General features: G+C 64.9%; 26 protein-coding genes. 10 read left to right on the forward strand and 16 right to left on the reverse strand.

Going from position 1 to position 24,996, the window contains the following annotated elements; all coding sequences use genetic code 11:
• The 3 genes from Q1J79_RS09060 to Q1J79_RS09070 all read left to right on the forward strand — a co-directional run.
• On the forward strand, window positions 1–1,041 hold a 1,041-nt coding region (locus Q1J79_RS09060), incomplete at its 5' end, for a COX15/CtaA family protein (RefSeq protein WP_300299429.1).
• Between the two features lie 6 nt (window positions 1,042–1,047).
• The gene (gene cutA / locus Q1J79_RS09065; protein WP_300299431.1) at window positions 1,048–1,374 is read left to right on the forward strand and encodes a divalent-cation tolerance protein CutA; all 327 of its coding nucleotides are present in this window, start codon (window positions 1,048–1,050) and stop codon (window positions 1,372–1,374) included.
• Between the two features lie 77 nt (window positions 1,375–1,451).
• Window positions 1,452–2,660, forward strand: coding sequence for an MFS transporter (locus tag Q1J79_RS09070; RefSeq protein ID WP_300299433.1), 1,209 nt, complete (start codon window positions 1,452–1,454; stop codon window positions 2,658–2,660).
• 1 nt (window position 2,661) lies between these two features.
• Here the strand turns inward: Q1J79_RS09070 and pobA are convergent, their stop codons facing one another.
• Window positions 2,662–3,831, reverse strand: coding sequence for a 4-hydroxybenzoate 3-monooxygenase (gene pobA / locus Q1J79_RS09075; RefSeq protein ID WP_300299435.1), 1,170 nt, complete (start codon window positions 3,829–3,831; stop codon window positions 2,662–2,664).
• A 123-nt stretch (window positions 3,832–3,954) separates the two neighbouring features.
• On the opposite strand from pobA, the gene Q1J79_RS09080 reads away from it, so the two are divergent.
• Window positions 3,955–4,821, forward strand: coding sequence for a helix-turn-helix domain-containing protein (locus Q1J79_RS09080; RefSeq protein ID WP_300299437.1), 867 nt, complete (start codon window positions 3,955–3,957; stop codon window positions 4,819–4,821).
• A gap of 3 nt (window positions 4,822–4,824) precedes the next feature.
• On the opposite strand, the gene Q1J79_RS09085 is transcribed toward Q1J79_RS09080, so the two are convergent.
• Genes Q1J79_RS09085 through Q1J79_RS09095 form a run of 3 tightly spaced genes read right to left on the reverse strand, consistent with a single transcriptional unit; the run spans window position 4,825 to window position 7,452 of the window.
• The gene (locus tag Q1J79_RS09085; RefSeq protein WP_300299439.1) at window positions 4,825–6,144 is read right to left on the reverse strand and encodes an O-acetylhomoserine aminocarboxypropyltransferase; all 1,320 of its coding nucleotides are present in this window, start codon (window positions 6,142–6,144) and stop codon (window positions 4,825–4,827) included.
• 2 nt (window positions 6,145–6,146) lie between these two features.
• Window positions 6,147–6,650, reverse strand: a complete 504-nt coding sequence (locus Q1J79_RS09090; protein WP_300299441.1) for a CoA-binding protein — start codon at window positions 6,648–6,650, stop codon at window positions 6,147–6,149.
• 1 nt (window position 6,651) lies between these two features.
• Window positions 6,652–7,452, reverse strand: coding sequence for an enoyl-CoA hydratase (locus Q1J79_RS09095; protein ID WP_300299443.1), 801 nt, complete (start codon window positions 7,450–7,452; stop codon window positions 6,652–6,654).
• Between the two features lie 282 nt (window positions 7,453–7,734).
• On the opposite strand from Q1J79_RS09095, the gene galU reads away from it, so the two are divergent.
• Window positions 7,735–8,613 (forward strand): UTP--glucose-1-phosphate uridylyltransferase GalU, encoded by an 879-nt coding sequence (gene galU / locus Q1J79_RS09100; RefSeq protein WP_300299445.1) that lies wholly within the window; start codon window positions 7,735–7,737, stop codon window positions 8,611–8,613.
• A gap of 28 nt (window positions 8,614–8,641) precedes the next feature.
• The gene (locus Q1J79_RS09105; RefSeq protein ID WP_300299447.1) at window positions 8,642–9,958 is read left to right on the forward strand and encodes a UDP-glucose/GDP-mannose dehydrogenase family protein; all 1,317 of its coding nucleotides are present in this window, start codon (window positions 8,642–8,644) and stop codon (window positions 9,956–9,958) included.
• Here the strand turns inward: Q1J79_RS09105 and Q1J79_RS09110 are convergent.
• From Q1J79_RS09110 to Q1J79_RS09120, 3 genes are all read right to left on the reverse strand, one after another.
• Window positions 9,948–11,192 (reverse strand): nitrate/nitrite transporter, encoded by a 1,245-nt coding sequence (locus Q1J79_RS09110; protein WP_300299449.1) that lies wholly within the window; start codon window positions 11,190–11,192, stop codon window positions 9,948–9,950. The genes Q1J79_RS09105 and Q1J79_RS09110 overlap by 11 nt on opposite strands.
• 200 nt (window positions 11,193–11,392) lie before the next feature.
• Window positions 11,393–12,448: an adenylate/guanylate cyclase domain-containing protein gene (locus Q1J79_RS09115; RefSeq protein WP_300299451.1), complete on the reverse strand. Its 1,056-nt coding sequence runs from the start codon at window positions 12,446–12,448 to the stop codon at window positions 11,393–11,395.
• Window positions 12,449–12,595: 147 nt separating this feature from the next.
• On the reverse strand, window positions 12,596–13,780 hold the full coding sequence (locus tag Q1J79_RS09120; protein ID WP_300299453.1) for a D-alanyl-D-alanine carboxypeptidase: 1,185 nt from the start codon (window positions 13,778–13,780) through the stop codon (window positions 12,596–12,598).
• A gap of 223 nt (window positions 13,781–14,003) precedes the next feature.
• On the opposite strand from Q1J79_RS09120, the gene Q1J79_RS09125 reads away from it, so the two are divergent.
• From Q1J79_RS09125 to clpA, 4 genes are all read left to right on the forward strand, one after another.
• On the forward strand, window positions 14,004–14,744 hold the full coding sequence (locus Q1J79_RS09125; protein WP_300299455.1) for a hypothetical protein: 741 nt from the start codon (window positions 14,004–14,006) through the stop codon (window positions 14,742–14,744).
• 194 nt (window positions 14,745–14,938) lie between these two features.
• Window positions 14,939–15,460, forward strand: coding sequence for a phasin family protein (locus tag Q1J79_RS09130; protein ID WP_300299456.1), 522 nt, complete (start codon window positions 14,939–14,941; stop codon window positions 15,458–15,460).
• Window positions 15,461–15,636: 176 nt separating this feature from the next.
• Window positions 15,637–15,966 carry an ATP-dependent Clp protease adapter ClpS gene (gene clpS, locus Q1J79_RS09135; protein ID WP_300299458.1) on the forward strand — a complete coding sequence of 110 codons (330 nt, stop codon included), beginning with the start codon at window positions 15,637–15,639 and terminating at the stop codon, window positions 15,964–15,966.
• Between the two features lie 15 nt (window positions 15,967–15,981).
• The gene (clpA, locus tag Q1J79_RS09140; RefSeq protein WP_300299460.1) at window positions 15,982–18,321 is read left to right on the forward strand and encodes an ATP-dependent Clp protease ATP-binding subunit ClpA; all 2,340 of its coding nucleotides are present in this window, start codon (window positions 15,982–15,984) and stop codon (window positions 18,319–18,321) included.
• 25 nt (window positions 18,322–18,346) lie between these two features.
• On the opposite strand, the gene Q1J79_RS09145 is transcribed toward clpA, so the two are convergent.
• From Q1J79_RS09145 to Q1J79_RS09185, 9 genes are all read right to left on the reverse strand, one after another.
• Window positions 18,347–19,048 (reverse strand): hypothetical protein, encoded by a 702-nt coding sequence (locus Q1J79_RS09145; RefSeq protein WP_300299461.1) that lies wholly within the window; start codon window positions 19,046–19,048, stop codon window positions 18,347–18,349.
• Complete coding sequence (locus tag Q1J79_RS09150; RefSeq protein ID WP_300299463.1) at window positions 19,045–19,473, reverse strand: HIT family protein; 429 nt, start codon at window positions 19,471–19,473, stop codon at window positions 19,045–19,047. Before Q1J79_RS09150 ends, Q1J79_RS09145 begins: the two co-directional genes overlap by 4 nt.
• 50 nt (window positions 19,474–19,523) lie before the next feature.
• Window positions 19,524–20,711, reverse strand: coding sequence for a GNAT family N-acetyltransferase (locus Q1J79_RS09155; protein ID WP_300299465.1), 1,188 nt, complete (start codon window positions 20,709–20,711; stop codon window positions 19,524–19,526).
• Window positions 20,712–20,721: 10 nt separating this feature from the next.
• Window positions 20,722–21,477, reverse strand: coding sequence for a glycerophosphodiester phosphodiesterase (locus Q1J79_RS09160; RefSeq protein WP_300299467.1), 756 nt, complete (start codon window positions 21,475–21,477; stop codon window positions 20,722–20,724).
• A gap of 11 nt (window positions 21,478–21,488) precedes the next feature.
• Window positions 21,489–21,956 (reverse strand): RidA family protein, encoded by a 468-nt coding sequence (locus tag Q1J79_RS09165; RefSeq protein ID WP_300299468.1) that lies wholly within the window; start codon window positions 21,954–21,956, stop codon window positions 21,489–21,491.
• Window positions 21,957–21,973: 17 nt separating this feature from the next.
• Window positions 21,974–22,435, reverse strand: a complete 462-nt coding sequence (locus tag Q1J79_RS09170; RefSeq protein WP_300299469.1) for a RidA family protein — start codon at window positions 22,433–22,435, stop codon at window positions 21,974–21,976.
• 104 nt (window positions 22,436–22,539) lie between these two features.
• Entirely contained in the window at window positions 22,540–23,262 is a 723-nt protein-coding gene (locus Q1J79_RS09175) for a GGDEF domain-containing protein (RefSeq protein ID WP_300299470.1), read from the reverse strand.
• 132 nt (window positions 23,263–23,394) lie between these two features.
• Window positions 23,395–24,150, reverse strand: a complete 756-nt coding sequence (locus Q1J79_RS09180) for a hypothetical protein (RefSeq protein WP_300299472.1) — start codon at window positions 24,148–24,150, stop codon at window positions 23,395–23,397.
• A 91-nt stretch (window positions 24,151–24,241) separates the two neighbouring features.
• Window positions 24,242–24,439, reverse strand: a complete 198-nt coding sequence (locus tag Q1J79_RS09185) for a hypothetical protein (protein ID WP_300299474.1) — start codon at window positions 24,437–24,439, stop codon at window positions 24,242–24,244.
• Window positions 24,440–24,996 lie beyond the last annotated feature (557 nt).

Genomic DNA, 24,996 nt, shown 5'->3' on the forward strand with positions numbered 1-24,996 from the left:
ATGACGGCAGTGCAGGCAGTGAGCGAAACCCGGCGGCGCGACGCGGAAGCCGTGGCGCGCTGGCTGTTCGCGGTGGCCGGCCTGGTGGCGCTGATGGTGGTGATCGGCGGCCTGACGCGGCTGACCGAGTCCGGCCTCTCGATGGTGGAATGGAAACCGATCACCGGCTGGCTGCCGCCACTTTCCGAGGCCGCTTGGTTGGCCGAGTTCGAGAAATACAAGCTTTTCCCCGAATACCAGAAGGTCAATATCGGCATGACCCTGGCAGGCTTCCAGGGCATCTACTGGCTGGAATACATCCATCGTGTACTGGGCCGCCTGATCGGCATCGCCTTTGCCCTGCCGCTGGTCTGGTTCTGGCTGCGTGGCCGCATCCCCGCCGGCATGAAGCCGCATCTGCTGCTGATGTTCATCCTGGGCGGCAGCCAGGGCGCGCTCGGCTGGTTCATGGTGAAAAGCGGCCTCGTCGACCATCCCGATGTCAGCCATTACCGGCTCACCGCCCATCTCGGTCTCGCGCTGCTGATCTTTGGTTATCTGCTGTGGGGGGCGCTGTCGCTGCTGCGGCATGACCGCATGGTGGGCCTACGCGGCAGCGGCATCGCCGGCTGGCTCGGCGCGCTGGTGTTCCTGCAGATCCTCTCCGGCGGCCTGGTCGCCGGCATGAATGCCGGCCTGTCGCACAATACCTGGCCGCTGATGGACGGTGCCTTCATCCCCGATGGCCTGCTGATCATCCAGCCCTGGTGGCATAACGTTTTCGAGAATGCGATGACGGTGCAGTTCCAGCACCGCATGGGCGCCTATGCCGTCGCCATCCTGGCCGTCATCACGGCCCTTGCGCTGAAGAGGCAGGCGCCGACCGGCCTGCGCCATGCCCTGCTCACCGTCATTCTGCTGCAGATCGGGCTCGGCATTGCCACCCTGCTGATGCATGTGCCGGTCGCGCTCGGCACCCTGCACCAGGCCGGCGCGGTGCTGGTGCTCGGCGTCGCCGTGGTGCTGTGGCACGACCAGGCGCTGGCGGCCCAGAACGACTGACCCCGCATGACTGATATCGTCCTGCTCTACTGTACGACGGCCAGCACGGCGGAAGCCGAGAAGATCGCCGAGGCGGTGGTGGGGCGGCGTCTGGCCGCCTGCGCCAACATCATCCCCGGCATGCGCTCGCTTTACTGGTGGCAGGGCAAACTGGAGAAGGCCGAGGAAGCGGTGCTGATTCTGAAAACCCGCCCCGACCTGGTCGAGGCCGCCACGGCGGCGGTGAAGGCGGCCCACAGCTACAGCGTGCCCTGCGTCCTGCCCATCCGAGTGGGCGAGGGCGGCAACGAAGATTACGTATCCTGGCTGCTGGGCGAGACCCGGCGGGACTGATTTTTGTTGCGGTACAATTTTTGGGTTGCCTGACAAGCCGGCAGGGCTAGGCTGGCGGCAACCCCGGAGATTCGATAATGACCCGCCATACCGGCTTCCTGACGCTGTCCTTTTCCAGTCTGGCTCATACCTATTCGCACCTCTTCACCCTGCTTTATGCCACCGTGGTGCTGGTGCTGGAGCGTGAATGGGGCCTGTCCTATGCCGAGTTGTTCGCGCTGTCGATCCCGATGAGCGTGCTGTTCGGCGCCGCCGCGCTTCCCGCCGGCTGGCTGGGCGACAAGTGGAGCGCGTCGGGCATGATGGCGCTGTTTTTTCTTGGCGTTGGCGCCTGCTCGATAGCCACCGGCTTCGCTTCGTCGCCGCTGGGCATCGGCCTCGGGCTGGCCGGCATCGGGCTGTTCGCCGCAATCTATCATCCGGTCGGCATTCCCTGGCTGGTGCGCAATGCGATCAATCGCGGCCGTGCGCTGGGCATCAACGGCGTGTTCGGCTCGGTCGGCACGGCGGGCGCGGCTTTGGTGGCCGGCTTGCTGGCCGATCTCTATGGCTGGCGCGCCGCCTTCATCATCCCGGGCGCGATCTGCCTCATCACCGGCCTCGCCTTCGTCTGGGCGCGGCAGGCCAATCTGCTGCTGGATCGTGGCGAGGATGCGGTGCCCCAGGCGGCGCCCGGCAAGCGCGATATCTGGCGCGTCTTCTGGGTGATGTCGGCCACAATGCTGTGCACCGGCCTGATCTACCAGGCCACGGCCTTTGCGTTGCCCAAGGTGTTCGACAGCCGCCTGTCCGGTATCTTCAACGACAGCATGCTGGGCATCGGCGGCATGGTCACCATCGTCTACACCTGCTCGGCGCTGTCGCAGCTGGTCGGCGGTGAGCTGGCCGACCGCTATTCGCTGCGCGGCGTCTATGTCGCCGTGCAATGGCTGCAGATTCCGGTGATCGTGATCGCCATGCTGCTGATCCATCCGGCCCTGGTGCCAGTGGCGGCGCTGATGGTCAGCCTGAACGTGGCCGGCCAGCCGGCGGAGAATTCCCTGCTGGCGAAATACACCCCGCCGCAATGGCGTGGCCGGGCTTTCGGCGCCAAGTTCGTGCTCACGCTCGGCGTGTCGTCGGTCGGCGTCGCGGTGATCCCGGTGATCTACCGCTTCACCGGCACGCTGGATGTGCTGTTCATCCTGCTGGCGGCCTGCGCGGCCGGTGCCGGCATCTTCGCCCTGCTGCTGCCGCGCGAGGTCAAGGATGCCGAGGCCGACCCGGTGCCGGCCCCGGCGGAATAGGTCAGTAGGGCAGGCCGACGTAATTCTCGGCCAAAGCCGTCATCGCGGCCTGCGACGAGACCAGGTATTCCAGTTCGCTGCGCTGGATCTTCTGGTCGAAGCCGCTGCTTTCCGGGAACCGGTGCAACTGCGAGGTCATCCACCACGAGAAGCGCTCGGCCTTCCACACCCGGCTGAGTGCGCGGGCGGAATAGGCGTCGATGCCAGCGGATGACTGGCGCTTGTAGAATTCCACCAGCGCCTGCCACAGGTAATACACGTCGCTGGCGGCCAGGTTCAGGCCTTTGGCGCCGGTCGGCGGCACGATATGGGCCGCGTCGCCGGCCAGGAACAGCCGGCCATGGCGCATCGGCTCGGCCACGAAGCTGCGCAGCGGCGCGATGCTCTTCTCGATGGAGGGGCCGGGTTGCAGGCGCCTGATCGCCTCGTCATCCAGCCGGCGCTTGAGCTCCTCGTAGAAATGCTCGTCCGACCAGTCCTCCACCTTGTCGTCCAGCCGGCACTGGATGTAGAGGCGGCTGCGCGTGGGCGAGCGCATGGAGCAGAGCGCGAAGCCACGCTCGTGGTTGGCATAGATCAGTTCGTCCGAGACCGGCGGCTTGTCGACCAGGATGCCGAGCCAGCCGAAGGGATAGACCCGCTCGAAATTCTTCAGCACGTCGGCCGGAATGCTCTTGCGGCTGACGCCGTGGAACCCGTCGCAGCCGGCGATGAAGTCGCACTCGATCTCGTGCTGCTGGCCGTCCTTGGTATAGCGCACGCGGGGCTTGTCGGTGCCGATATCGTGCAGGCTGACATCCTCGGCCTCGTAAATGGTCTGCGAGCCGATGGCGGCGCGGCCGTCCATCAGGTCGCGGGTGATCTCGGTCTGGCCGTAGACGATCACGCTCTTGCCGATCAGCTCTTTGAAGTTGATGCGGTGGCGCGCCCCGCCAAAGGAAATCTCGATGCCGTCGTGGATCAGGCCTTCCCGGTGCATGCGGGCGCCGCAGCCGGCCTCGTCCAGCAGGTCGGCGGCGCCTTTTTCGATCACGCCGGCACGGATGCGGCCCAGCACGTAGTCGCCGGTCTGGCGTTCCAGGATCACGTTGTCGATGCCGTTTTTGGCCAGCAGCTGGCCGAGCAGCAGCCCCGAGGGGCCGGCGCCGATGATGGCGACCTGGGTGCGCATGGTTGTTTCCTCCTGAACCTTGTCAGGGCAGACGCTAGCGCCGGGGCGGCCGGGCGGCGATGGACAGGGGCAACAAAACATTGGACAATCCAAACATCAGGAAGCCCAAAGCCCAGGAGTCCCGTGTCCGCTGTTCCCACCTATGCCCTCTACGGCGAAGCCGATCATACCGCATATGCGAACTGGCTGCATTGCGAATCGATTCCGGCCCGCTCGGCCCTGTTCGACTGGGAAATCGGGCTGCACCGGCACCAGCATTTCTTTCAAATTCTGAACATGGCGCAAGGGCGGGGCGAGGCCCGGCTGGGCAGCCGCAGCGTGCCGCTGGGGCCCGGTATGGCCGTCACAGTCACGCCCGGCATCGTGCATGGCTTCCGCTTCTCGCCCGATACCGAGGGGCATGTCATCACCCTGCTGGGCGAGCAGGTGAACCGTATCCTGGGGCCGGGGCGGGGGCTCCAGAGCCTGCTGGCCGAGCCGCAGGCGATCGCATTGGGCGAAGCGACCCCCGAGATCGAGCGGAGCGTGGCTGCCGTGGCTCGGGAATTTCCCGGCAGTGCACCGGGCCGGCTGGGGCTGATCGAGGCGCATATCGGCATCCTGCTCATCACGCTGGGCCGGCTGGCGGCGGAAACGGCGGAGCAGGGTGAAGCGGCGCCCAATCGCACGGCGCGCTATGCCATGCAGTTCCGCATCCTGCTCGACCAGATGTTCCGCACGGAACGTAGCGTGGCTTTTTATGCCGACCGGCTCGGCATTTCAGAGGTGCATCTCAACCGCGTCTGCCGCGCCGCGCTGAACACCTCGGCTTTGGGTGCGATCAGCCAGCGCATCGTGCTGGAGGCCACCCGCGACCTGACCTTCACCGTGCTGTCGGTGAAGGAGATCGCCTATTCGCTGGGTTTCGACGATCCGGCCTATTTCACGCGTTTTTTCACCAGGCAGACCGGCCTGACGCCGACCCAGTTCCGCAAGCGCAATCAGGCTTAAGAATCAGGCGGCAGCCAGGGCCTTCTCAAGGTCCTTGATCAGGTCGGCCACGTCCTCGATGCCGATGGACAGCCGTATCACGTTATCGCCGGCGCCGGCGGCCGCGCGCTGCTCAGGGCTGAGCTGGCGGTGCGTGGTGGAGGCGGGGTGGATCACCAGGCTGCGCGTGTCGCCGATATTGGCCAGATGCGAAAACACCTGCAGGCTCTCGACGAATTTGGTGCCGCTCTCGTAACCGCCCTTCAGCCCGAAGGTGAAGACCGAGCCGGCGCCCCTGGGCAGGTATTTCTGCGCCAGCGCGTGATAACGGTCGGACTTCAGGCCGGCGTAAGACACCCATTCGACCTTTGGATGCCTGGCCAGGAATTCGGCCACGGTCTGGGCATTGTCGCAATGCTTGCGCATGCGCAGGGATAGCGTCTCCATGCCGGTCAGGATCATGAAGGCGTTGAACGGCGAGATGGCGGGGCCGAGGTCGCGCAGGCTGATCGTGCGGCAGGCCACCGCGAAGGCCATGTCGCCGAAGGTCTCCCAGAAGGTCAGGCCGTGATAGGCCGGCGAGGGTTGCGAGAGATGCGGGAACTTGTCGTTCTGGCCCCAGTCGAACAGGCCGGAATCGACGATCACCCCGCCCATCGAATTGCCATGGCCGCCGAGAAACTTGGTGGCCGAATGCAACACGATATCGGCGCCCCATTCGATGGGGCGGCACAGATAGGGCGTGGCCATGGTGTTGTCGACGATCAGCGGAATGCCGGCCTTGTGCGCCACGTCGGCCAGGGCTTCGATATCCGAGATCACGCCACCCGGATTGGCCAGGCTTTCGACGAAGATGGCTTTCGTCTTCGGCGTGACGGCGGCGGCGAAGCCATCGATGTCGTCGGGATCGACGAAGGTGGTGTGCCAATCGAAGCGCTTGAAACTGACTCCTAGCTGGGTGATCGAGCCGCCATAGAGCTTGCGCGAGGCGACGATATGGTCGCCAGGATTCATCAGCATGTGGAAGGCGACGAGCTGCGCGGCATGGCCCGAGGCTACCGCCGTGGCGGCGCGGGCATTCTCCAGCGCCGCGATCTTCTGCTCGAACACCGCCGTGGTGGGGTTGGTCAGGCGGGTATAGATGTTACCGAAGGTCTGCAGGTTGAACAGTGAGGCAGCCTGGTCGGCATCCTCGAACACAAACGCCGTGGTCTGATAGATCGGCGTGGTGCGCGCGCCGGTGGCCGGATCGGGCGCGGTGCCGGCATGCACCTGCAGGGTATCAAAGCCGAATGGCGAAGTGTTTTCCGCCGCGCGCGCGGCGGGTTTTCTCTCAGAAGCCACGGTCAGATCCTGCTCTGTCTTTTCGAATTGATCACGCGGGTATTCACGCCCATCCAGCCGATCTCGCGGCTCAGGCGCCCGAACTCGATCTTGGGGCAGCGGTTCATCACGACCTGCAGGCCGGCGGCCTCGGCCTTGGCGGCGGCATCATCGTTGCGTACGCCCAGTTGCAGCCACAGCACCTTCGCGCCGATCTTGATGGCTTCGTCGGTAATCGGCGGGATGGCGGCCGAGGCGCGGAAACAGTCCACCATGTCCACCTTCACCGGGATGTCGGACAGGCTGGCGTAGACCTTCTCGCCGAGGATTTCGTTGCCGGCTTCCTTCGGGTTGACTGGGATGACGCGATAACCCTTCTGCTGCAGGTATTTCATGGCGAAGTAGGAGGGGCGGTTCCAGTTCGGGCTGGCCCCCACCATGGCGATCACGCGGGTCTTGCGCAGGATACCCCGGACGTAATCGTCGTTGTAATTGTCGTGGTCGATCTTGTCCAATGTCGCGCTCACGTCAGCGGCCTTCCCATTTCGGTTCGCGTTTCTGGATGAAGGCGTCGATGCCTTCCTCGGCATCGCGGGCCAGCATGTTTTCCGTCATCACCCGGCTGGCATGGTCATAGGCCTGGGCCAGCGGCATGTCGAGCTGGCGGTAGAAGGCTTCCTTGCCGATCTTGACCGTCAGCGGCGATTTCGCCGCGATCTGCCGGGCCAGGCCAAGCGCGGCATCGGCCAGATCGGCCTCGGGCACCATGCGGTTGACCAGGCCGATTTCGGCGGCGCGGCTGGCCGGCAGCATGTCGCCGGTCAGCAGCATCTCCATGGCATGCTTGCGCGAGACGTTACGCGACAGCGCCACCATCGGCGTCGAGCAGAACAGGCCGATATTCACGCCCGGGGTGGCAAAGCGCGCCGTTTCGGCCGCCACGGCAAGGTCACAGCTTGCCACCAGCTGGCAGCCGGCGGCGGTGGCGATGCCATGCACCTGGGCGATCACTGGCTGGGGCAGGGCGACGATCGACTGCATCAGCATCGAGCATTGCCGGAACAGGGCCTCGTAATGCTGGCGGCCCGGATTGGCCCGCACTTCCTTCAGGTCATGGCCGGCGCAGAAGCCCGGGCCGTTGGCGGCGATGATCACCGCTTTGACATCGCGGTCGGCCTTGATGGCATCCAGCTCGGCCTGCAATGCTGCCATCAGCCCGACCGAAAGGCTGTTATAGGCCTTGGGCCGGTTCAGGGTCAGGCGAATGATCCCGGCCTCGGGCTGGTCGCGCAGGACGGGCTGGCTGGTCAGGTCGGGCGCGGCGGACATTCGGGTTCCTCAGGCGTTTCTTTTCCGGCGAGCCATATGATACGGCGGGTGGCCGGGCAGGGAAAGCAGGCCGGGCTGCCCCCAAAGTGGCGAGGGAAGGCCGCATTTCCGCCCCATTACAACGGGATAAAACTCCGGTCGCCCGGCCAGCCGACCCCATTGCACCCGCTCGGGGGGCAGCGTAAAAAACCGCCTATGCCCGGGAGGGAATCGCAGCAGAACTCCCTTGGGGCCTGGCCGAAGCGTTCGTCTGGAACAACAACCAAGAAAGTCGCGCCATCCATGATCCGTCCGGTTCGTACTGCCGTGTTTCCCGTCGGCGGCCTCGGCACCCGCTTCCTGCCGGCCACCAAGGCGATGCCCAAGGAGATGCTGCCGGTGGTCGACAAGCCGCTGATCCAGTATGCGGTCGAGGAAGCTCAGGCGGCCGGCATCGAGGAATTCATTTTCGTCACCGGCCGCGGCAAGCATGCCATCGAGGATCATTTCGACCGCTCCTACGAGCTGGAAGACGTGCTGCGCGAACGCGACAAGACCGACATGCTGGAGGCGATCAACAGCTGGATGCCCAAGGCCGGCGCGGTGTCGTATACCCGCCAGATGGAGCCGCAGGGGTTGGGCCATGCCGTGCGCTGCGCCAAGGCGCTGGTGGGCGACGAGCCGTTTGCCGTGCTGCTGGCCGACGACCTGATCCTGTCGCCGCGCGGCTGCCTGGTCGAGATGGTCGAGGCCTATAACAAGGTCGGCGGCAACATGATCGCGGCGATGGACGTGCCGCAGGAGCACACCAGGCGCTACGGCATCGTCAAGCCCGGCAAGGATGAAGACAAGCTGGTGGAAGTGAAGGGGCTGGTCGAGAAGCCCAATCCCGCCGACGCGCCATCGCGGACGGCGGTGATCGGCCGCTACATCCTGCAGCCGAGCGTGTTCGACCATATCGATGCCGTGGAGCGCGGCGCCGGCGGCGAAATCCAGCTGACCGACGCGCTGGCCCGCATGATTGGCGAGGTGCCGTTCCACGGCCTGCGCTTTTCGGGCACGCGCTACGATTGCGGCGACAAGGTTGGCTTCCTGCACGCCAACATCGCGTTTGCCCTGCACCGGCAGGACATGCGCAAAGATGCGGCCGCCATCATTCGCGAGATCAGCAAGACGCTCTGATGTTTCAGGAGCGCCGGGGGAGTAGACGATGCGTGTAGCCATGATCGGCACCGGCTATGTCGGTTTGGTGTCGGGAACCTGTTTCTCGGAGTTTGGCCATACGGTCGTCTGCGTGGACAAGAATCCCGACCGTATCGGCAGCCTGCAGCGCGGCGAAATTCCGATCTTCGAGCCGGGTCTCGAAGACCTGGTCGCCCGCAACGTCAGGGCCGGAAGGCTGTCCTTCACCCAGGACATCAAGGCGGCGGTCAACAAGGCGGATGCGGTGTTCATCGCCGTCGGCACGCCGTCGCGTCGCGGCGATGGCGAGGCCGATCTGTCCTATGTCTATGCCGCCGCCAGGGAGATCGCGGAATCGATCAGCCATTATACGCTGGTGGTGACCAAATCGACCGTGCCGGTGGGTACCGGCCGGCAGGTCGAGCGGATCATCCGCGAGACCCGGCCGGATGCCGAATTCGAGGTGGCCTCCAATCCGGAATTCCTGCGCGAGGGCGCGGCGATCGAGGATTTCATGCGGCCCGACCGCGTGGTCTGCGGCGCCGAAAGCGACCGGGCCCGCGAACTGCTGCGCCAGCTCTACCGGCCGCTCTACCTGAACGAGACGCCGATCCTGTTCACCGCTCTGGAGACGGCCGAGCTGATCAAGTATGCGGCCAACGCCTTCCTGGCGACCAAGATCACCTTCATCAACGAAATCGCCGATCTGTGCGAGCGCGTGAATGTGAACGTGCAGGACGTGGCGCGTGGCATCGGCCTGGATGGCCGCATCGGCGGCAAGTTCCTGCATGCCGGACCGGGTTACGGCGGCTCCTGTTTCCCCAAGGATACCCAGGCCCTGGTGGCGACCGGCCGCAAGTTCGAGGCGCCTTTGCGCATCGTTGAAACGGTGGTCGAGATCAATGACCTGCGCAAACGCCGCATGGCCGAGAAGGTGATCGAGGCCTGTGGCGGATCGGCGCGGGGCAAGACCGTCGCGGTGCTGGGCCTGACCTTCAAGCCCGAGACCGATGACATGCGCGACAGTCCGAGCCTGGAAATCCTGCCGGCGCTGCAGGCCGCCGGCGCGACGATCCGCGCCTTCGACCCCGAAGGCATGACCGAGGCGAAAAAGCTGCTGCAGGATGTCGTCTGGTGCGAGGATTCCTACGACGCGGCCAAAGATGCCGACGCGCTGGTGATCATCACCGAATGGAACCAATTCCGCGCGCTGGATCTCGGCCGGCTCAAGGACTTGCTGAAACAGCCTGTGCTGGTCGACCTGCGCAACATCTACAAGCCGGCGGACATGCGCCAGGCCGGCTTCAGCTATTACTCGGTCGGCCGACCCGCCGTTAAGCCTTAGTCGCTGGTGGCGGCGGGGCCCGCAGATACCAGCCGAGCGCCAGCAGCAGCAGGGCCAGCGCCAGGCCGAAGGTCCACTGATAGGCCTCGGGCGGATAGCTGCCGCCGGCGCCGCGCGGCCACAGGTCGATCAGCCAGCCCATGCCCGCCTGGGCGAAGAAGGTGAAGCCGAACACCACGCCATTGAGCAGGGTGTTGACGCGGCCGGCCTGTTCCAGCGCGAACTGGCCGCTCAGGATCGGATAGGCCAGCACGGTCGTGTTGCTGATGATGCCGAAGGCGATCCACAGCAGCGGATTGGTCGGCGTCCAGCCGCTCGCCATCACCGCCAGCACGCAGGCATATGACCCGACGCCCCAGACCATGGTGCGGCTGAGCGGGATGCCGCGCTGCTGCAGGCGGTCGGCGGCGATGCCGGTCAGCGTGAAACCGGCGGTGAGCGCCGCCGCCAGCAGGAACAGGACCTGGGCCGCAGCTGTGCGGTCAAGCCCACCGACATCGCGCAGATAGGGGCCGGCCCACAGGCCCTGGATCGCCATGCCGCTGGCCATGCCCATCATCGAGACCGGGGCGATGCGCCAGAAGCGCCGGTCGGTCAGGAACTGCCCGCATTCGCGCAGCTGTGCGCCGAGGCCAGGCATCTGGCTGGCGGCGCGTGGTCGCTCCGGCACGACGAAGAAAATGGTCAGCGAGGCCAGCACGGTCAGCCCCGCCAGGCCCCAGAACAGCATGGTCCAGTGCGCATGCTCCAGCGCCAGCTCCACCGGCAGGGTAGCGGCCAGCGCGCCCAGGCCGCCGGCCGTCATGAACACGCCATTGGCCAGGGCCCAGCGTTCCTTGGGCAGCCACAGCGCGATGGCCTTCATGGCCGACATCAGCCCGCCGGCGACGCCCAGGCCGATCAGGGCGCGGCCGGTGATCAGGTGGCCAAGATTGCTGCCGATGGCGAAGACGACGGCGCCAAGCGCCGCCGAGAGCAGCAGCATGGCCTGCACGCGCCGCGGGCCGAAACGGTCGAGCAGGATCCCTAAGGGGAGCTGGAAGGCGGCGAAGGCGATGAAATAGGCCGCCGTCAGCGTGCCAAGATCGCCGGCGCCGATGCCGAGGTCGCGCTGCAGGTTGGGCGCGATCACCGCATTCACGCTGCGGAACAGGTAGGACATGAAATAGCCGCAGGCAAAGGGCAGCAGCACGCGGCCGGCGATGAACGCCATGCTAGGGATTGGCGAGGACATTATCGGATTGCCTCCTTGGTCTTGCCCTCCTGCCGGCGCAATGAGCCTGGCAGGGAGAAGCAACCAAGGGGCGGGATGCCATGCCGCGAACGGGAACCGGGCGGCAAATCAGGGCTTCGGGCAGCGGTGAAAATAACCAACCGACAGCGGCTTGTCAGCAGCGGAACGACGGACATTTCCTCAACTTTTTTTTGTATGGCCTACGAGACGGCGTAGAGGGTTATAGCAGCGCTTTTGCCCGGGAGCGAGAACTGGCCCAGGGGGCTGGCGCTGATGCCCGCAGGCAGCGGGGCGGCGGCGATTGCCTCGGCCGAGGCGATGGTGGCGTGTTCGGGCAGGCTTTTGGCCAGCTGTTCGATGCGGGACGTGGTGTTGATGGTATCGCCCAGCAGCACGATCTCGCGTTTCACTTCGCCCATTTCGCCGGTCACCACCTCGCCGGCATGCAGCACGGCACGGAACTGCGGGGCGACGCCGAAATCGCGCTGGTATGCCTCGCGCAGGCTTTCGAGCCGGGCATGGGCCTCGGCGACGGCCGCGAAAGCGCCGGATGGGTCGCGGCTCTCATCCAGCGGCCAGGTCACGATCATCTCGTCGCCCACATATTTGTGGATCACGCCACGCCAGCTCAGCACCGGCTCGGTCAGGTCGGAGAAGAACCGGTTGAGCAGGCGGTGGAAGGCCAGGTCGCCGATCCGTTCGGCAATGGCCGTCGAGCCGCGCATGTCGAAGAAGACGAACAGCCGCTTTTCCCGGCGTGGATGGTGATAGCGACCGCGCAGCACGTCGCGCAGCACGCCCGGCCCCAGCAGCAGCGACATCTCCATCATGAACGAAAAGATCGTGCTGAAGATCAGCGCGAAGGTGACCGTGATGATCGTGGTGCGGTTGAAGCCGGTGCCGGGATCGCCCTCGATGCGGAACAACTGCCCGCCCAGCCAGATGCTGCCCAGGATCACGGCGGTGTAATAGGTCCCCTTGATCAGGATCAGCGACAGGAAAGGCAGCCTGCGCAGATGCGCGCGGCCGGTATTGACCAGGAAGATGTCGAACCAGCCGATCAGGCCGCCGATCATCAGGCCGGTGAAGATGCCGCGCAATACGCCGCGGATGATGTCTTCCAGCAGCTCATGCGGTTCGGCATGGGCGAGGATGTAGGTGATGACGCCGCCATAGATCGCGCCGGCCACGGCCGATACCGCCAGCACATAGGCCAGGGTTTTTCGATAGCGGCGCTGGAGGTTGGGTGAGGTCATGCGGGGCGGGCGGATGGTGGCATCATAGAAAGCCGGCGCGGGCCTGAAAAGCGGGCTGGATCGGCATGGCTCCGGATGCTGGGGCAGAAATGAAAACGCCGCGGTGATGGTCGTCACCGCGGCGCCAGAAGCAGGAACCCCTGTTGGTCAGGCGTCGGGCGAGACGACCGAGCAGGTCATCTTCTCGCGCTTGAGCTGCTGGCAGGCCGTCCGGGCATCGGCCTGGGTCAGGCCGGTGAGGCGGGCGCGGTACAGCGTGACCTTGCCGGCATCGACGGTCTCGACCAGTGGTTCGGCGGCCGGCAGCTTGCCGCGCACGCGGTCGAGCAGCTTCTCGGCCGCGGCGGCCTGGCGGAAGGCGCCGAGCTGGACAGCCCATTCGCCGTTGCTGGCGCCACTCGCCTTGGCCTCGGTACGCGGCTTGACCTGCCTGGATTTTACCGGCTTGGCGGTGGTGGCTTCGGCGCTGGAGATCAGGCCGAAATTGCGGTCGGTCTTCTCGGCCATCACCGGGGCGTTATGGTCGTCTATCCTGTCGAATGCCGTGTCGAGCAGCTCGATCATGCGGTTGTCGCGGGCGGTGACGCTGGTGCCGCCGAATACCACGCCAATCACGCGGCGGCCATCGCGCTTGGCCGAGGCGACCAGGTTGAAACCCGAGGCGCGGATATAGCCGGTCTTGATGCCGTCCACGCCCTCATAGCGCTTCAGCAGGTGGTTGTGGTTGTTGAACACCTTGTCGTTCCACTCGAATTCCGGCGTGGAGAAGTAGGTGTAATAATTCTTGTGGTTCTTCAGCAGGGCCTGGGCGAGGGTGGCCATGTCGCGGGCGGTCGATTTCTGGCCCGGATTGGGCAGGCCCGAAGCGTTGCGGAAGGTGGTGCTGGTCATGCCGATCTGGTGCGCGCGACGGGTCATCATGGCGGCGAACTGCGCCTCGCTGCCGCCACCGATCGCCTCGCCCAGCGCCACGGTGGCGTCGTTGGCCGATTTGGTCACGGCGGCCAGGATGGCATCGCGCACGATCAGGGTCTGGCCCGGGCGCAGGCCGATGGCCGAGGGGGCCTGGCCGGCGGCATGGGCGCTGACCGGAATGCGCTGGTCCAGCTTCAGGCGGCCATCCTTCAGGGCGTCGAAGGCCATGTAGAGAGTCATCATCTTGGTCAGCGAGGCCGGATAGCGCAGGGTATCGGCTTCATGGGCGTGCAACACACGGCCGGTATCGGCATCCACCACGATGGCGGAATAGCCACCGGCATGGGCAGGAGCGGAGAGGGTCGTCAGGGCGGCAATGAAACAGATTGTTACAAGGACGGGCAGAGTCCGACCCAAAAAAAGACCAAAACGGTGCATCATACCCCCACCTTGTCCGAGCCCGGAAAACAGGCTGCTTCGGATTTGTACCAGGGCCGGGTAGCCCCCCAGGCCGCGAATCGGATGTAGGATATTAACCATGCCACCCCTTGTCCAGCGGATTGTTTCCTAACAAATTGAATCTGCTAGATTCATTCGAAGTATCGCTCCGCCTGGCGCGACAAACAGAAAGCCTAGAGCCATGCCGCTTAAGAAATCGTTCTCAGCCCTTTCCGTCCTGGCCCTGGCCGGTGGCGCCATGCTGCTGGCCGGCTGTGCCGCCGTCGGGCCAACCGACGATCCGTTCCTGCGCAGCCTGACCTGGCAGCGCTATGTTGGCGGCGACGATCTGGACCGGGCCTGCCAGCCCGGTCAGCCCGAGCGTTACCGGCTGGTCTACAACGCCATCGAGGACGAGCAGCGACGCACCTATGACCTGAGCGCCATGCCCGATGGTGGCGCCATGCTGGAAGTGCAGGCGATCGGCCGGCCCAGCCTGAATGACCCGAAAAACCCCATCTCGGTCCGCGATCCGCTGGCGCCATGGCGTGGGCTGCGGGCGATGTACCGCCTGAACGCAGCGGAATATGCCAAGCTGAAATCGGCCATTGCCGCGACCGGGTTCGAGGCGCCGGCCCCGGAAGGCCTGTTCCTGCGCGGCGACAGCTTCTACTGGACGGCCAGCGCCTGCCGGAGTGGCAGCTTCCATTTCCATGCCTGGTCATGGCCCTCGGCCGAATTCGACCGCATGGCGGTCCCATTGCTGGAAGCCCTGCAGCCCTTTGATCAGACCGGCGTTGAACCCCTGCGCCCCTATGAAGTGGCGCTGCCGCCGTACAGCAGCTATTTGAACGCCACGGATCCCGATGCCATTCGATCAATTCCGCACCGTTTCCAGGTGCATGGGAACGGTCTGCGGTACTCGCAAGGGACGATTAACTGACTGTTGTTAAAGAAAAAACGCCCCGATTCTGCTGCGTCGCACAAGAATTTTGTGCGACGCACAATTTTTTGGTTGACGCTCGTCCAGGTCGGCGGTAGTTTTGCATTGTTGCAGCGCAGCATTTTGCAATTCGCCGCCGCCCCGCAAAGCGGGTCCGGCCTGTTACCCAACCGGACAAGCAAGGACGTTTCCCCATGGCTACCAAGAGCAAGACCACCAAGACCGAAACCGAAGCCCTGAACGGCAATCCCTACGAGGCCGTGATGTTCGCTTCCAAGGATCAGGTCGAGAAGGCCCTGAAGGCTTCGACCGAAGCCGTCGAGAAGGCGTTTTCGGTTGGCAAGGAGCGTTTCGACGCCGTTGCCAAGAGCGTCGATGACGCCGCCAAGCTGGGCAAGGACCAGGTTGAAGCCTTTGTCTCGGCCGGCAATGTCGCCGCCAAGGGCATCGAGAGCATCAATGCCGAGGTCATGGCTTTCACCAAGAGCCAGATCGAAGACCAGATTTCCGCCACCAAGGCGATGATGGGTGCCAAGACCCTGCAGGAACTGATCGAACTGCAGAACGACTTCGCCAAGACCGCCTTCGAGGCCTACACCGCGCACACCACCAAGCTGAGCGAAGTGGCCACCAAGGTTGCCCAGGACACCTTTGCCCCGATCAACGCCCAGGTTCAGGCCACCGTCGAGAAGATGGTGAAGCCCCTGGCCGCGTAATCTGGGCGGCCTCACCAGCCCCAGTTTCCTCCCCAGAGTACACTGCGTTCTGGAGCCCGGTGGTCACACCGGGCTCTTTTTTTGTCCCAAGGGTGCTGGTATTTTTAACGAATGAGGCCATATCATCCCTCCGTGCACCGCTTTTCACGGTGCCGCTGTAAGCTTGGATTTGAGGCATGAGCGAACGGGATGGACGTGACGGGCGCGGGCGCACCGAGGTCGGCGTGGTCACCAAGACCCGGCCGAAGACGCAGAAGCCGCCCATGTACAAGGTGCTGCTGCTGAACGACGACTACACGCCGATGGAGTTCGTCGTCCATGTGCTCGAGCGCTTTTTCAACAAGGCCCGCGAGGAAGCGACGCGGATCATGCTGCATGTCCATCAAAAGGGCGTCGGCATCTGTGGCGTCTTTACCTATGAAGTGGCCGAGACCAAAGTAACCCAGGTTATCGACTTCGCGCGTCAGCATCAGCACCCGCTGCAATGCACCATGGAACGCGACTGAGGGAGGCAACGGCGCATGGCATCATTCTCCCGTACGCTTGAACAGACCCTGCACCGGGCCCTGTCGCTGGCTGGCGCCAAGAAGCATGAATTCGCCACGCTGGAGCATCTGCTGTTCGCCCTGACCGAAGACCAGGATGCGATTGCCGTGCTGCGCGCCTGCAATGTCGATGTCGAGAAACTGCGTCAGCGGCTTGGCAATTTCATCGACGAGGAATTGCGTGGCCTGGTGGCCGGCGTGCAGCAGGATGCCAAGCCGACCCTGAGCTTCCAGCGCGCCGTGCAGCGCGCCCTGTTCCATGTGCAATCCTCGGGTCGTGAGGAAGTGACCGGCGCCAATGTGCTGGTGGCGATTTTCTCCGAGCGCGAGAGCCATGCCGTGCATTTCCTGCAGGAGCAGGACATGACCCGGCTGGATGCGGTCAGCTATATCAGCCATGGCGTGGCCAAGGCGCCGGTCCGTAACGAGCGCCGGCCGGTACGCGGCGCCCCGGACAGCGATGTCGAGCAGCGCGCCGAACGGGCCGAGCGCGGCGAGCGCGAACGCAATGCCTCGAAGGACAAGGAAGCGCTCAGCGCCTATTGCGTCAATCTCAATGACAAGGCGCGGGCCGGCAAGATCGATGCCCTGATCGGCCGCGAGACCGAGATCGAGCGCACCATCCAGATCCTGTGCCGCCGCACCAAGAACAACCCGCTCTATGTCGGCGATCCCGGCGTGGGCAAGACCGCCATCGCCGAGGGCCTGGCGCGCCGCATCGTGCGCGGCGAGGTGCCGGAGATCCTGAAGGACGCCACGATCTACGCGCTCGACATGGGCAGCCTGCTGGCCGGCACGCGCTATCGCGGCGATTTTGAGGAACGCCTCAAGCAGGTGATGCAGGAGCTGGAATCCCAGCCCGGCTCGATCCTGTTCATCGACGAGATGCATACCGTGATCGGCGCCGGCGCCACCTCGGGCGGCGCCATGGACGCGTCCAACCTGCTCAAGCCCGCGCTGGCCTCCGGCGCGTTGCGCTGCATCGGCTCGACGACATACAAGGAGTTCAGATCCTATATCGAGAAGGACCGCGCGCTGCTGCGCCGGTTCCAGAAGATCGACGTGAACGAGCCGTCGCTGCCCGATGCCGTGAAGATCCTGAAGGGTATCAAGACCTATTACGAGCAGCATCACGGCGTGCGCTACACCGAGGATGCGATCAAGGCCGCCGTCGAGCTTTCGGCCAAGTACATCAACGACCGCAAGTTGCCCGACAAGGCGATCGACGTGATCGACGAGGTCGGCGCGGCCGAGCTGATGAAGCCCGAAAGCAAGCGCCGCAAGACCATCGGCGTGAAGGAGGTCGAGGCCATCGTCGCCAAGATCGCCCGCATCCCGCCCAAGTCGGTGTCGCGCGAGGACAAGGAAAGCCTGCGCAACCTGGATGCCGAGCTGAAGCGCGTGGTCTATGGCCAGGACCAGGCCATCGATGCGCTGGCCAGCGCGATCAAGCTGGCCCTCGCCGGCCTGCGCGAGCCCGAGAAGCCGATCGGCAATTACCTGTTCTCCGGCCCCACCGGCGTCGGCAAGACCGAGGTGGCGCGCCAGCTCGCCCATATCATGGGCGTCGAGCTGATCCGCTTCGACATGTCGGAATACATGGAGCGCCACAGCGTGTCGCGCCTGATCGGCGCGCCGCCGGGGTACGTCGGCTTCGACCAGGGTGGCCTGCTGACCGATGCGGTCGACCAGCATCCGCATTGCGTGCTGCTGCTCGACGAGATCGAGAAGGCGCATGGCGACCTGTTCAACATCCTGCTGCAGGTGATGGATCACGGCAAGCTGACCGACAATAACGGCAAGCATGTCGATTTCCGCAATGTCGTGCTGATCATGACCACCAATGCCGGCGCTTCCGAGATGTCGAAGCAGGCCATCGGTTTCGGCCGCGGCATGAAGGAAGGCGAGGACGAAGAGGCGATCAAGAAGCTGTTCACGCCGGAATTCCGCAATCGCCTCGATGCCGTGATCGCGTTCGCCGCGCTGTCGCCCGACGTGATCAACCGCGTGGTCGACAAGTTCGTCGCCCAGCTGGAGGGCCAGCTCGCCGACCGCAACGTCACCATCGCGCTGACCGACGAGGCGCGCGCCTGGCTGGCCGAGCGCGGCTACGACAAGCTCTATGGCGCCCGGCCGCTGGGCCGCGTGATCCAGGAAAGCATCAAGAAGCCGCTGGCCGACGAGCTGCTGTTTGGCCAGCTGGCCAAGGGCGGCCATGTGCTGGTCAAGGTGGTCGACGACAAGCTGGCCTTTGAATTCACCGCCGAGAAGGGTGGTGGCCGGCAGGACGGCAAGGTGCCGGAATACGCCAGCTAGGCTCCGCCCGGCCTGAGGCGGGCCTTCAGTTCACCGCCTGGCGGGCGGCATCCTCCCACTGGCGCTGCCGGCCCGGATCGGCCGGCACGCCCGGCCGGCCTTCGGCATAGAAGCGGGCCAGCTCCTGCATGGCGGCGACATAGCCGCTCTGCGCCGCGCGCTCCAGCCAGCGCTGCTCCTCGCGGAAATCGGCCGCGATGCCATCGCCGCTGCCATAGCGCACGCCCAGCGCATAGGCCTCGGCGGCATCGCCCAGCTCGGCGGCGCGGCGGCTGGCGCGAACCACCTGCGGCCTGTCCTTCATGAAGCGATAGCAGTCGGCCAGCAGGGCCCAGGCCTTCACATGGTCCGGCTCGGCCTTCACCAGCAGCTCCAGCTCGGCGGCCGCCTGCGGATAGTCGTTGATCAGGGCGGCATAGCCGGCGAAGCGGTAGCGGTATTCCGCGGCGCCATCGGACAGGGCAATCGCCTGCCGCAGGGCCTGCAGGCCCTCGCCATAAAAGCCGCTGGCGAAATGCGCCTCGCCCAGCAGGGCATGCAGCGCCGGATCACGCGGCTGCCGCGCGATGGCGGCCTCGCAGGCTTTGGTCAGGCCGCGCCGCGCCTCCACGCGGCAGGACGCCGAGAGGTCCTGCGCGGCGGCCGGCAACGTCAAGCCAATGGCCAGCGGCGTCAAGCCAATGGCCAGCAGCGTCAGGCCGATGGCGAGCAGCGGACCTCGGATCACAGCCGCGCCCGGATATCGGCGGCCAGCCGGGCGATGCCGTCCTGGTCGCCCGGCGTCAGGCTCCAGTTCAGGCTGGCATTGTCGCCAAGCCGGCGCGGCAGCACATGCACATGGTAATGCAGCACCGACTGCGCCGCGCCCTGGCCATTGGCCTGCACGATGTTGATGCCGTCGGGCTTCACGGCGTCGTCGACGGCGGCCGCGATCTTCTTCGCCGTGCGGGCCACCGCGGCGACGCTGTCGTCGCTGGCGGCATGCAGGTTGGGATAATGCCCCTTGCTCAGCACCAGCGCATGGCCGTGCATGAAGGGGTTGATGTCCATGATCGCGAAGGTCAGCTCATCCTCATAGAGCTTGAAGCTGGGCGCTTCGCCCTTCACGATCTTGCAGAAGATGCAGCCGGCATCATGCGGCAGGGCAGCCATCGAATCCTCCCGTTGTTTGCGCCGATCTTAGCCGCTGGGACGGCCGCCGGCTATTCCGTTTCCGGCTCGGCCTGCGCCTGGCGGAAAGGGGATTGCTGGTCCAGCGCCTCGATCATGCCGGCCATGTAGGCGCGTTCCTCGTCCAGGTAGCGCGCAACGGCCTGCTGGAAACCCGGATCGGCCATCCAGTGGGCGGAATGTATCGGCACCGGCAGGTAGCCGCGCGCCAGCTTGTGCTCGCCCTGGGCGCCGGCCTCCACGCGGGCCAGGCCATGGCGGATGGCATAGTCGATGGCCTGGTAATAGCAGCATTCGAAATGCAGCCCCGGATGATATTCGCTGCAGCCCCAGTTGCGGCCATAGAGGGCATCAGAACCCAGCATGTTCCAGGCCCCGGCGATCCAGCGGCCCTCGCGGCGCGCCATCACCAGCACGATGCGATTGGCCATCGTCTCATGCAGGCGGGCGAAGAAGTCGCGGTTCAGATACGGCCGGCCCCATTTGCGGCTGCCGGTATCCATGTAGAACTCGAAGAAGGCATCCCAATGCTCAGGCCGCAAGGCATCGCCCTGCAGCACCACGATCTCGATGCCGGCCGCCACGGCCTCGCGGCGTTCCTTGCGGATCGCCTTGCGCTTGCGCGAGTTGAGCTGGGCCAGGAAAGCCTCGAAATCGCCATAGCCCTCGTTGCGCCAGTGGAACTGCTCGCCCAGCCGCAGCAGCAGATCCGGCTTCTCGCGTGCCCAGTCCGCCTGCTCCTCGGGCAGGAAATTCACATGCAGCGACGAGAGGCCATGCTGGCGCGCGATGTTTTGCGCGCCCTGCACCAGCGCGGAAGCGATGCCGTCGAAATCCTGCCCCGGCGCCACCAGGAAACGCGGGCCGGTGACGGGCGTGAAGGGCACGGCTGAGAGCAGCTTGGGGTAATACTGCCCGCCGGCCCGCGCATAGGCCTCGGCCCAGCCATGGTCGAAGATGTATTCGCCCTGGCTGTGGCCCTTCACGTACAGCGGCAGGATGCCGGCGATCGCGCCGTCGATCTCGGCCACCAGATGCACCGGCTGCCAGCCGGTGCGCGGCGTCACGCAGCCCGACTGCTCCAGCGCGTTCAGGAAGGCATGGGCGACGAAGGGATTGTCCTGGCCGGCGCAGCGGTCCCAGGCATCAGCCGGCAGGTCGGCGACACGCTGGAGCGTGCGCAGGGCAATCCGGTTGCTGGAGGCCGCGCTGCGTGTCATGTCAGAATGCTTATACTTGGGTAGACAGGTCCTCGAAGATCACGTTGTCGGCATGGGCCGCCGCGCGGGCGCGCTCGGGCGGCGTGCGCACGGTCCAGCTCAAAATCGGCAGGCCACGCCGCCGCGCCGCCGCGGTGATCTCGGACGGCAGGTCGCGCACGTCATAGGCCAGGAAATCCGGATCGCCGTAACCGTTCATCAGGGCGCGCTTGAGCTGCCACCGGGTGAACCAGCCCAGGCCCTTGGTCATGTCGGCCAGGTTGGTCGAGATCTGGCCGCGCACGATCTGCGGCGCATGCCTGTGGAACCATTTCACGGTGCGCGGATTGAACGACTGCACCACGAAGGGGCCGGGATAATGCTGCAGCATGCGGGCCACGCTGGCCTCCAGCTGGCCGACCGGCTCGCCCTTGTCCTTCTTGATCTCCACCACCAGCGGCACCTGGCCCTTCACCTGATCCAGCAGGTCGCGGAAACTCGGCACGGTCTCATCCGTGCCCAGCAGCGTCATCGGCTTCAGCTCGGCCAGCGGCAGGCGCTTCACGATGCCCTCGCGGCCGCACAGCCGGGTCAGGTCCGGGTCGTGGAACACCACCACCTGGTTGTCGCCGGTGATGCGCACGTCGGTCTCGATGGCAAAGCCGCCTTCGATGGCCTTCTGGAAGGCCAGCCGCGAATTCTCCGGCACGCCTTTGGCGATGTCATGCAGGCCACGATGGGCCACCGGGGTTTTGGTCAGCCATTTCGGCAAATCGCGTCGGCTCATGGTCTCAACTCTCAATGCAACAGGAACACGGCATCGGCCTCGAAGGCGATGTCGAAGGGCAGCGACGGCGCGGTGGTGGCGCTGCGGCTCGGCACGGCATCGGCGCCGAACAATGCGGCGAACAGGTCGGTCACGCCATTGGCCACGCGATGCGCTTCGGTGAAATCCGGGCCGGCATTGGTCAGGCTCAGCACCTTCACGCAGCGCGCGATGCGGTCCAGCTCGCCCTCGCAGGCCGCGTTCATATGCGCCAGCAGGTTCAGGCCGGTGAGGCGGGCTGCCGCATAACCGTCCTCGACGCTCAAGGCTTGGCCCACCTTGCCGCGATAGCGGATGTCGCTGCCCCAGGTGGGGCCCACGCCGGCCACATGCACCAGCTTGCCGGTCGTGACGAAACCCACATAGGTCGCCACCGGCGGCGGGGCCGGCGGCAATTCCAGCCCCATCGCCTTCAGCTTCGCCGCGACCTGGCTGGTCATGGGGCCAGCCATGGCGCTCAGGCGATCTCGAAAATGGCGTCCACTTCCACCGACACGCCGCGCGGCAGCGACACGGCGCCGACGGCAAAGCGCGCATGCTTGCCGGCATCGCCGAACACCTCGACCATCAGGTCGGAGGCGCCGTTGATCACCTGCGGATGGTCGATGAAATCGGGTGTGCAGTTCACGAAGCCGCCCAGCTTGGCCACGCGCTTCACGCGGTCCAGGCTGCCGCCCAAAGCGGCGCGCGCCTGCGAGATGATGTTGAGGCCACAAAGGCGGGCGGCCTGCTTGCCGGCCTCGATGTCCAGTCCGGCGCCCAGCTTGCCGAGATACCGCAGCTCGCCGTTGAAGATGGTGATCTGGCCGGCCACGAACAGCAGGTTGCCGGCGATCACGGTCGGCACGTAATTGGCGGCCGGGGCGGCGGGATGGGGCAGTTCGATCTTGAGGGCGGCGAGGCGGGCGTCGTGGCTCATGGTTGACCTTTCCGGTCATGCTGGGGATGACCGGTTCTAGCCCGGAAGGCGCGGCGCTGGCAACGCGCGGCAGATATGCGGCAGATATATGGAGGCAGGCCCCGTTACCGGCTGGTTTCCGGCTGGCGCCGCGCCTGCTTGCGGGCATACATGGCCCGGTCGCTGTCGCGCAGCAGGCTTTGCAGGTCGGTATCGCCATCATACGTGGCGAAGCCATAGCTCAGGCCGGCCGGGATCAGGGCATCGCCATGGCGCAAAGGCTGGCGCTCGATGCGGGTGGTCAGCTCGGCCAGGCGGGCCTCGGCCTGGGCCAGGCTGGCGCCGGGCATGGCCAGCACGAATTCGTCGCCATGCAGGCGGGCGAGGCAGTCGGTGGCGCGGGCGGCCGGCTGCAGGCGCAGGGCGATCTGGCGCAGCACGGCATCGCCGGCGGCATGGCCGTGGCGGTCGTTGATCGCCTTGAAGCGGTCGAGATCGAGGAAGGCGAGGCAGCCGCCGCGCTCCTCGCGCCGGGCGCGGGCCAGCTCGGCCAGCATGAAAGCCTCGAAGGCGCGGCGGTTGGGCAGGCCGGTCAGCTCGTCGGTCGACGACACCGCCTGCAATTCATGGATGCGCGCGGCCTGCTCCACCAGGCGCTGCTCGCTTTCGGCCGCCGCCGTCAGGATCTGCTCCACCAGTTCACGCTTGCGCGGATCGGGGTCGCGCCGCAACGCCAGCCGCAGGCGCAGCACCAGACTGGCGAAACCGGGCGCATGGTGGGACGCAGCCTGGGCGTCGCCCGCATCGGCGGGCCAGGAAGAAATCGGGAAATCGTTGGCGGGCATCATGGTGTTCTGTCCTCGTATCAGGACAAAGCAAGTGGTGTGCCAGCGGAAAGTGGCGGAAAACCGGGGTTATGACCCGGGCCGGGCCGGCAGGATTTGCCGGGCGGATTGGGGCGGGGGATGTTTAGTTAGCAGCTAGTATGTAGGGGTGCCGCCCATTCCCGAGACGGTAGGTTTAGGAAGTTCATGCATCGCGCATATCTCTTCGATATGGGTTGCAAAAGCGACACTGGCGTCCGGGTGGATGACCACTGAAGTTACAAGCTGCCGCGGGTCGACCGGGGGCATATATGCCAACCCTTCAAAATGGTTCCCATCTGGTTGGGGAATATCAGGCGGTTGCAGCGCGGATTGCACAACAGCCCGAACTTCTTGCTCATAGCTGAAGAAATGGCGCTTGTGCATGATGCGATGAAACACGTTCTCAGTTGGATAGGTATAAATGTCAAAGTCGACATATCTAACTACGCCAACATTTGCGTGAGCTGGCAAAAGATTCTCCAAACGCTCAAAGGTCGAAGCAATCGCAACTGCCATGCTGCTTTTGGTGTAAAGCTTCCACATTGCATGGCTCTCAACCTTGTTCATATGCCAGCATGAAACATAGGTCATCGGCAGGAACTTGCGTGTATAATTGCTTAACAGGCTAATTACATTTTCAATTCTCTGCCGCTTGGTCTCATCAGTCTCTTCCTCTGCCGCTGCTCTCCATTGAGCTAAATGCCCTCGCGTGGTCGACCCTTCAAACGCATCGCCAAGTTGGTCAGCCCTTGGCATATAGAGTGCCTTTCGTTGTAGCATCCATATAAACTTATCGAAGTCCAAATACCGCCAAATCGAACAGTTGATGTCTTCTGGGCGGGGGAATGCTGGATAGATTTTTTCTTTCATGCGTTTCGTTCGCTTTGGAGACAGGACCGATATCAAAACTGAGGTAATCGGGGACAAACACTATTCTGGTGCGTGACCGTTCCCGCCGAATCTACGGCTTGATTTCAGTCTCAATGCGGGCGGCATCGCCCAGCGTCTGGAAATGGATATGGGTCTCGGCGATGGCCGCACCGCTCTCCAGCGCATGCCATCGGTCGAGGAAGTCGCGGCCCATGGCCTCCGGGCTCTGGCGGCTGACGGTCACGCGCAGGCGAGGGGATGCCTTGGTCGGGGATGCTGTCCTGGTCATGACTTGGCTAGCGGCCTCCGGCCCCGGCGATGCTTATGATCGGGCCATGTTGGCAGGTCTGGACTTTCCGCTGAATGTTCCTATAATGTTCATATCGAGTCAAGTGTAGGTTGCCAAGGGTGGGGTCCCGGGCCGGGGTTCGGGCTCATCATGGCATACAGAGGTATGCGATAGGCGGCGATAGCGCCCGTTAGGCCGCCATAGCCCGCCATGGCGTCTGATACGCGCCGATAAGCGACACGAACCCAAACGAACCTGAGTGAACCTGAACGAACCCAGACGAACCCGAACGAACTCAAACGAACCCGAACGAACCTCAACGAACCTCAACGAACCGAAACGAACCGCAGTGACGCAGTGAGTGGATACGAACCAGACCCGATGCAGGACAAACCGGCTTGCCACCCGCCACCGCCCGGCCGCGCCGCCAATCCCGCAACCGGGCAGGCGTTTCTTTCTTGCAGTGCGAAGGGTATTCTTGAGTCGGATGATTTTCAGTTTCCTGTCTTATCCTCGGGTCAGGTCCGGCCCTGTCTGAAGGCCCCCATGTCGGCTGT

Source organism: Ferrovibrio sp., from assembly GCF_029255545.1.
Classification (GTDB): domain Bacteria; phylum Pseudomonadota; class Alphaproteobacteria; order Ferrovibrionales; family Ferrovibrionaceae; genus Ferrovibrio.